The 6,950-nt window shown below is 58.6% G+C and carries 6 protein-coding genes; all 6 read left to right on the forward strand.

Annotated elements, in window-relative coordinates; genetic code table 11:
* Positions 1-14 precede the first annotated feature (14 nt).
* The gene (locus BMZ42_RS14305; protein ID WP_091523734.1) at positions 15-578 is read left to right on the forward strand and encodes a cupin domain-containing protein; all 564 of its coding nucleotides are present in this window, start codon (positions 15-17) and stop codon (positions 576-578) included.
* 67 nt (positions 579-645) lie between these two features.
* On the forward strand, positions 646-1,953 hold the full coding sequence (gene hisD / locus BMZ42_RS14310) for a histidinol dehydrogenase (protein ID WP_091523737.1): 1,308 nt from the start codon (positions 646-648) through the stop codon (positions 1,951-1,953).
* A gap of 487 nt (positions 1,954-2,440) precedes the next feature.
* Entirely contained in the window at positions 2,441-3,376 is a 936-nt protein-coding gene (locus tag BMZ42_RS14315) for a hypothetical protein (protein ID WP_139207936.1), read from the forward strand.
* Entirely contained in the window at positions 3,351-5,522 is a 2,172-nt protein-coding gene (locus BMZ42_RS14320) for an autotransporter family protein (protein WP_175556737.1), read from the forward strand. Before BMZ42_RS14315 ends, BMZ42_RS14320 begins: the two co-directional genes overlap by 26 nt.
* 26 nt (positions 5,523-5,548) lie before the next feature.
* Positions 5,549-6,055: an invasion associated locus B family protein gene (locus BMZ42_RS14325; RefSeq protein ID WP_175556738.1), complete on the forward strand. Its 507-nt coding sequence runs from the start codon at positions 5,549-5,551 to the stop codon at positions 6,053-6,055.
* The gene (locus BMZ42_RS14330) at positions 6,052-6,681 is read left to right on the forward strand and encodes a L,D-transpeptidase (protein WP_244523274.1); all 630 of its coding nucleotides are present in this window, start codon (positions 6,052-6,054) and stop codon (positions 6,679-6,681) included. The genes BMZ42_RS14325 and BMZ42_RS14330 overlap by 4 nt, the downstream gene beginning before the upstream one ends.
* The last annotated feature ends 269 nt before the right edge of the window (positions 6,682-6,950 follow it).

The following is a 6,950-nucleotide window of genomic DNA, read 5'->3' on the forward strand; positions in this document are numbered from 1 at the left end:
TTGGAGGAACCGCGATGCCGATCACCACGCCCGAACTGCATTGGTCCAAGCCGAACGGCATGTTGCCAAACAGCCGCTTTCCGCTGCTCGTCCACCGCAATGGTGTGCCGGGCGGTGGCGAAGACGCCCTGATTGAACGCTTTCGCACCCATAGCTGGCTCAACAACTGGCGCTATCCCGGCGTCTACATGTATCCGCATTTCCATTCGACCACGCATGAGTGCCTCGGGGTCGCGACGGGCTGGATGGAGGTCGAACTGTTTGGGGTGGGTGGCGTCCGCGTCCGGGCGGAAGCGGGCGACGTCATCGTCATGCCGGCAGGGGTGTCCCATTGCATGGTCGCCCACTCGGACGACATCAGGATGGTCGGCGGCTACCCCGACGGGCGCGACTGGGACAACGTCCAGGAAAAACATCTCACGGAAGAAACGCGCCGGGCCGCCGCCAAGCGCATCATGATGCTCCCAATCCCCGGTGCTGACCCGGTGACGGGCAAGGCGATGCAGGAGTGGATCGACGCGCCCTCATCAGTCGACGCCGACCTCAACGATTTCCGCGACAATCTGGACCCGATGTAACCAGGCGCTGGTGAAGCAGACCCGCACACACCGGTTGCAGCGAGCGGATTAGACAGGATTTGAGCCAATGGGTACCACCTATCTGAAGCGGGGAAAGCCGACAGCCGAACGCGCGGAGGACGATGCGAAGGTGCGGGCGACTGTTGAGGTCACGCTCAAGGACATCGAAGCGCGCGGCGACGCTGCAGTGCGGGAGCTGTCGGAGAAATTTGACAATTTCTCGCCACCGTCATTCCGCCTGACCCAATCTGAGATCGATGCGGCGATGAGCAAGGTCTCGGATCGAGACATGGCCGATATCGACTTTGCCCAGACCCAGATTCGCCGTTTTGCCGAGGCGCAGCGGGCGTCTCTGCGCGACATCGAGGTAGAGACCTTGCCGGGCGTCATTCTCGGCCACCGCAACATTCCGGTCCAATCCGTCGGCTGTTACGTTCCCGGCGGCAAGTTTCCTATGGTGGCCTCGGCGCATATGTCGGTGCTCACGGCTGCCGTCGCTGGCGTGCCGCGGATTGTCGCTGCCGCACCGCCGCAGAAGGGCGAACCGCATCCGGCGATCGTTGCTGCCATGCATCGGGCCGGTGCACATGAGATTTACGTGCTTGGCGGCATGCAGGCGGTGGGCGCGATGGCGCTGGGCACCGAAACCATCACGCCGGTCGACATGCTTGTCGGTCCGGGCAATGCATTTGTCGCCGAGGCCAAGCGCCAACTCTTCGGGCGCGTCGGCATCGACCTGTTTGCCGGCCCGACGGAAACAATGGTGATCGCCGACGAAACCGTCGACGCGGAGATGTGCGCCACCGATCTGCTCGGGCAGGCCGAGCACGGGTACAATTCCCCAGCTGTGCTGGTCACCAATTCGGAAATCCTGGGGCGCCAGACCCTGGCCGAGATCGCGCGGATCCTTGCGATTCTGCCAACCGCCGAGACAGCCAGCGTGTCGTGGCGGGACTACGGCGAGGTCATCGTCTGCGATACCTATCAGGATATGCTGGATGTCGCCAACGACATCGCATCCGAGCATGTTCAGGTGATGACCGACCGCGACGACTGGTTTCTCGAGCACATGCATTCCTATGGTGCTCTGTTCCTGGGGCCGCGTACGAATGTCGCAAATGGCGACAAGGTCATCGGCACAAACCACACGCTGCCCACCAGAAAGGCCGGGCGTTATACCGGCGGTCTGTGGGTCGGCAAGTTCCTCAAAACCCACTCCTATCAGAGGGTGCTGACTGACGAGGCTGCCGCGAGTATCGGTGCCTACTGCTCGCGCCTGTGCCTGCTAGAAGGGTTTGTCGGCCATGCCGAACAGGCCAACCTCCGCGTGCGCCGTTATGGCGGCCGCAGCATCGGTTATGGCGAGCCAGCGTGACGCGCTGGCGATAAGCGATACGGATAGCAACATTACGGGTCGATATGGTGCCTCGGCGGATGTCGAGGGCGCCACGCACCCGACCTCATCGTTTGGTCAGACGTCTTGTCAGTCGGTCGATGCACGGGCGCTATTATCAGCCTGGATGTAGGTCAACATATAGCTTTCATTATCGAATCTTGAACAGCAGAGGCAGAAGTGTTCAAGCTTACTTGCAAGTTGAAACGACGAGCGCCCGCATCCAAGATGCGATCGGATGCTCATGTCTATTCCTGGTATTCAGTTTTTCGCACCTCGCAGAGCGGTTGGTGCGCGCTTATGCTGATGAGGAATACTATAGTGTATACATCTAGCGCAGAGAGAAATGATCAAGAAACTTGTTGCAGGTTTCAGGAAAATAATTACTTATGGTTGTTTATGTAGGTTGTGCAACCAATCATGCGTATTCGCGTTATGAGAGCTAGATAAACCTCAGTAGGGGGATGATATGGTATCGAATAGCGATCACGTGACAACTGCTTCAAAACGCCAATATACCAAACATATCACGAATATTTCCTGTCATCCTCCGGCGAGAATTTCTCCTCACAAAGAGCTTAAAGCAATCTTGATGAGGGCGACGTGCGGGGCGACCTTCACCTTGGGAACGATTGTGGGCTTGTCCGGCAATCTTGCTTTTGCCGCTGATTGCGGCGCCCCTGCTGGCGGGGCGGCGACCTGCATTGCGCCCGGCGGTAATCCCTATAATGGGGGTATCATCTACAATAACCCTGGCAGCTTCACGTTGAACGTCGGGAGCGGGATTGTAGTCGACCGAGCGGCGGCTGATTTCAATGACGGCATTCAAGTACATGATGAAAGCGGCGTGCCGCTAACAGTCAACCTTGACACGGGCGTCACCATTAAAACGGATGGCCTTCATGCCGACGGTGTCGAGGTAATGGGAACCGGGAGAATAACCATCTCTTCCGGTGCTGACGTTACTGCGAATTCCGACAACACCGATTTTAATGGCACCAGTGGGCTGTTTGGCTGGATCGAACAGATTGCTGGTACCGGCGATATCAGTATCAACCAACTCGCCGGCAGCACGATCAGGGCCACTGGTGACGATGTTTTCGGCATCTATGGTCTCAATAAAGGATCCGGTTCGGTCACTCTAGAGTCATCGGGAGCCATTTTTACAGCAGGCGTATACGCCTACGGTATCAACGCTTTCAATTACAGCTCCATCGGCGCGAATACGACCGTTATACTCGGTGCGCTAGGCAGCGTGGTGACGGATGGCGAGAGTGCGGCTGGCCTCTATAGTCTGAACAGCGGTTCCGGAAATGCCATCGCGAGGGCCGATGGCACAATTACAACTTTGCAGGATTGGTCTGACGGCGTCCTTGCAGATGTCCACTGGGTCCTCAACGATTGAAGTTGGCGCAAACTCTACCGTTACCGGTGGCTGGCAAGCCGATGTCGCGGGGCTGGGGACCACGACGATTCGGCCCTCGGCCGGTGTCCTCATCGGTTCGGGCACTTCGAGCCAATTGACCAACCTTGGCACAATCGCCGCGGCCTCTGATCGCGCGATCGCCGATATTGGCCGTCAGGCCGCAACCGCCGGCAACCTGACCGTGGCCAATAGCGGCTTGGTGACGGGTTTTGTGCAATTTGCGGGTGGCGGCACGAACGCCTTTGACAACTCCAGCTTGTTCGACGTTCGCCATTTCGCCGACACCGACGGTGATGGCGTGCGCGACACCAAACGTGTCGCGATCTCCGATTTTGGAGCATCGACCAGCAACTTCAATAACCGTTCCGATGCGACGGTTCGGCTGGCTCCTGTGCTTGGTGAAACCAGCACCACCGCAACCGGCTATTACATTCCGACAACCGGCATCGACAGCCGTGCGCTCGAAGCAAGCTATTATGCGCTCGGCCGATCAGGTGTGGTGCAGGGCCAGTTCACCAATCTCGGTACCTTCCACAATGCCGGGGTGATCGATCTGCGTGGGTCAGCGATCGGTAACACGTTGGTGATGACCGGCAACGCCGTGGCAGGCGGGGCCGCCGGTAGCGGCGTCTTCGTTTCTGACGGTGGCCAGCTTCGGCTCAACACTGTTCTGAACGAAGGCGTAGCAGCCGGTGGCCAGACCGGTTCGTTCTCCGATGTGCTGGTTCTCGACAGCACTCGCATGGGGACTGGCGCCACGACGATCACCATCGATCGCAGGGAGGGTACGGGTGCCATGACGCCGGGCAATGGCATCCTTCTCGTGGAAGTTCGCAACAAGGCTGCATCCGCACCTGGCGTCTTCGCCTTGAACGGCGACTTCGTCGTCAAAGGCGAACAGGCCGTGATCATGGGCGCATACTACTACAATCTGTTCCACAACGGCGTCGCCAGCGATGTGGTGGACGGCAACTGGTACCTGCGATCTGATCTCGTCCCGGTCGATCCGGTTGACCCGGTGGATCCAGTCGATCCAATTGACCCCACGCCGCATTACCACCCCGGCGTTCCTGTCTATGAAACCTATCCGCAACACCTGTTGAATCTTGTTCAAATACCAACGATGCAGCAGCGTGTCGGCAACTGTTACTGGAAAAATCCACAACCTGTGCGCGTTTCCGAGACCGTTTTCTGCAAGGACGCCGCCCAGAATTTCCGCTGCACCGTCACGGAAGATCAGGCAAAATATTATGCCAATGGCAACGATGGGCGGGCGGTTATCGAAAACAGTGCCATTTGGGCGCGGGTTGAAGGTGCACACCGTCATGTCGAACCAGCGCTATCGACAAGCAGCAGCACCTATAACAGCAATGTCTGGAAGCTGCAGGCGGGGTTGGATGGCTTGCTGCATGAAACGGAAGACGGAAGCCAATTTCTTGGCGGCATTAATCTGAGCTATGGACGCGCATGGACCGATGTCACATCGCCTCACGGCAATGGCGGCATGACCACCGACGGTTATGGTGTCGGTGGCACAGTGACCTGGCTTGATCAGAACGGCTTCTATGTCGATGGCCAGGCGAACGCGATGTGGTTCAGGAGTGACCTCAACTCCGATACCGTCGGACGGTTGGGCGATGGCAATAAAGGCTTTGGCTATGCCTTGTCGGTGGAGGCCGGCAAGCGGATCGAGCTCAATGCGGGCTGGTCACTGACACCGCAGGCACAACTGGTCTATTCGAACGTCCGTTTCGACAGCTTCACCGATCCCTTCGGAGCAACCGTTTCCCTGTTGGATGGCGACAGCCTGCGCGGTCGACTGGGGCTTGCTGCCGAATACCAGGAGAGTTGGACGCAAGACAACGGCATGGTCTCGCGGGTCAGCGCCTACGGGATTGCCAACCTCTACAATGAGTTTCTGGACGGGACCCGTGTCAACGTGTCCGGGACGGTATTTGCCAGCCGCACCGACCGGCTTTGGGGTGGCGTCGGCCTCGGCGGAAGCTACAATTGGGACGATGACAAATATTCGCTCTACGGCGAAGTTTCGGCCAGCACCGGACTTGTGCACTTCGGCGATAGCTTAGAGGTCGGCGGCATGCTTGGCTTGCGGGTCAAATGGTAAGGTTTATCGTTGCCGGGCTGTGTCTGATGTTACCTTTGGTGGGCGGAGGCGGCCATGCCGTTGCCGCATCCGTCCTGCCGGGTGGCGCCTCTTCCGTGCAGGAGACCTATGAGGATTGGCAGGTGAATTGTAGGCAGCAGGAGGCCTCGAGCCCGACATGTACGTTTTCGCAGATACAGTCCAATGCGAACGGTCAGCGGGTTCTGGCAATCGAATTGACCTCATCGGACGGGGGCAAGAACATGCTCGGCAATTTGATGTTGCCGTTCGGCCTGCTGCTGGATGCGGGCGTCGGCTTTCAGGTCGACGAGGGCAAATCGGGTGAAGCGCGTCGCTTTTCCACCTGCGTTCCCGCCGGATGCGTCGTGCCTCTCGCGCTGGATGCAGCGACCGCATCGGCTTTACGTGCGGGCCAGAAACTGAACATCCTTGCGCGCGTGGCGGATGGAAATCGAGATATGGTTTTCCCGATATCGCTGAAGGGGTTTTCGCTGGCACTTGATCGTACGATCCAACTCCTGTCCGCCAAGTGAAGCGGGCAGCGATCAGCGCGGCGCTGCACGTCCTGACTGCAGCGGCCGGCCTTCTGATGTTGGCCGCCTGCGTGGCCGACAAGGTCCCGCCTGGCACGACCTATCAGCAGCTCAAGCAGAATTATGCCGGAGAAGCTTACGAGGTTCTGATCGTCGATCGCAAGAAATTCGATCGGCGGTTCTGGCCTATGGTCGTCACAGCACCGGAGCCGCATCCGGAGGGGACGATCCTCGTCGATACGCAGCAGCGTTATCTGTATCTGTTTGAACCCGGCGGTAAGGCGCGACGCTACGGCATCGCAGTTGGGGCTTCAGGACATGCATGGTCCGGCACGGCTGCCGTCGGGCGCAAGGCCAAGTGGCCAGCGTGGTTTCCAACCGACGATATGCGTAACCAGACGCCGGGACTGCCAAAGAGAATAGAGCCCGGCACCCACAATCCGCTCGGCGCACGCGCGCTCTATTTGTTCCAGGACGGCCGAGACACGCTCTATCGAATCCACGGCACGTCCGAGCCCTGGACCATAGGAACCGAGGCCTCGTCCGGCTGCATCCGTATGCTGAACGAAGACGCGATCGACCTCTATGATCGTGTCCAGCCCGGCGCGATTGTGATCGTGCGGTAGGCAGCGTAGTTCGGATTTTGCGTTCTTTTGCGGGAAAAGTTGGACATTTCGTTCGAAACTTGAACATTTGAGGCGTTTTTTTTGGTCCTCATCTGGCTTCATTTGCCTGTCCGGGGTTGCAAACAGACCAACATTCGCATTTGTAGCTGGCTCCATCGACCCGGCCACGCTGGGTGTCGATTTACACTTCAATCTGGGACTCTGGCACTCTGCGCGAGAAAGTTACACTCCAATTGAGACTCAGGGCAGGGGAGTCTCAATTGGAGTGT

The organism is Aquamicrobium aerolatum DSM 21857 (assembly GCF_900113935.1).
GTDB classification, from domain to species: domain Bacteria; phylum Pseudomonadota; class Alphaproteobacteria; order Rhizobiales; family Rhizobiaceae; genus Aerobium; species Aerobium aerolatum.

What these genes read in the sequence shown, in the direction of transcription:
- BMZ42_RS14305 (WP_091523734.1), top strand. Translation starts at nt 15, where the DNA reads ATGCCGATCACCACGCCCGAACTGCATTGGTCCAAGCCGAACGGCATG.
- hisD (WP_091523737.1), top strand. Translation starts at nt 646, where the DNA reads ATGGGTACCACCTATCTGAAGCGGGGAAAGCCGACAGCCGAACGCGCG.
- BMZ42_RS14315 (WP_139207936.1), top strand. Translation starts at nt 2,441, where the DNA reads ATGGTATCGAATAGCGATCACGTGACAACTGCTTCAAAACGCCAATAT.
- BMZ42_RS14320 (WP_175556737.1), top strand. Translation starts at nt 3,351, where the DNA reads ATGTCCACTGGGTCCTCAACGATTGAAGTTGGCGCAAACTCTACCGTT.
- BMZ42_RS14325 (WP_175556738.1), top strand. Translation starts at nt 5,549, where the DNA reads ATGTTACCTTTGGTGGGCGGAGGCGGCCATGCCGTTGCCGCATCCGTC.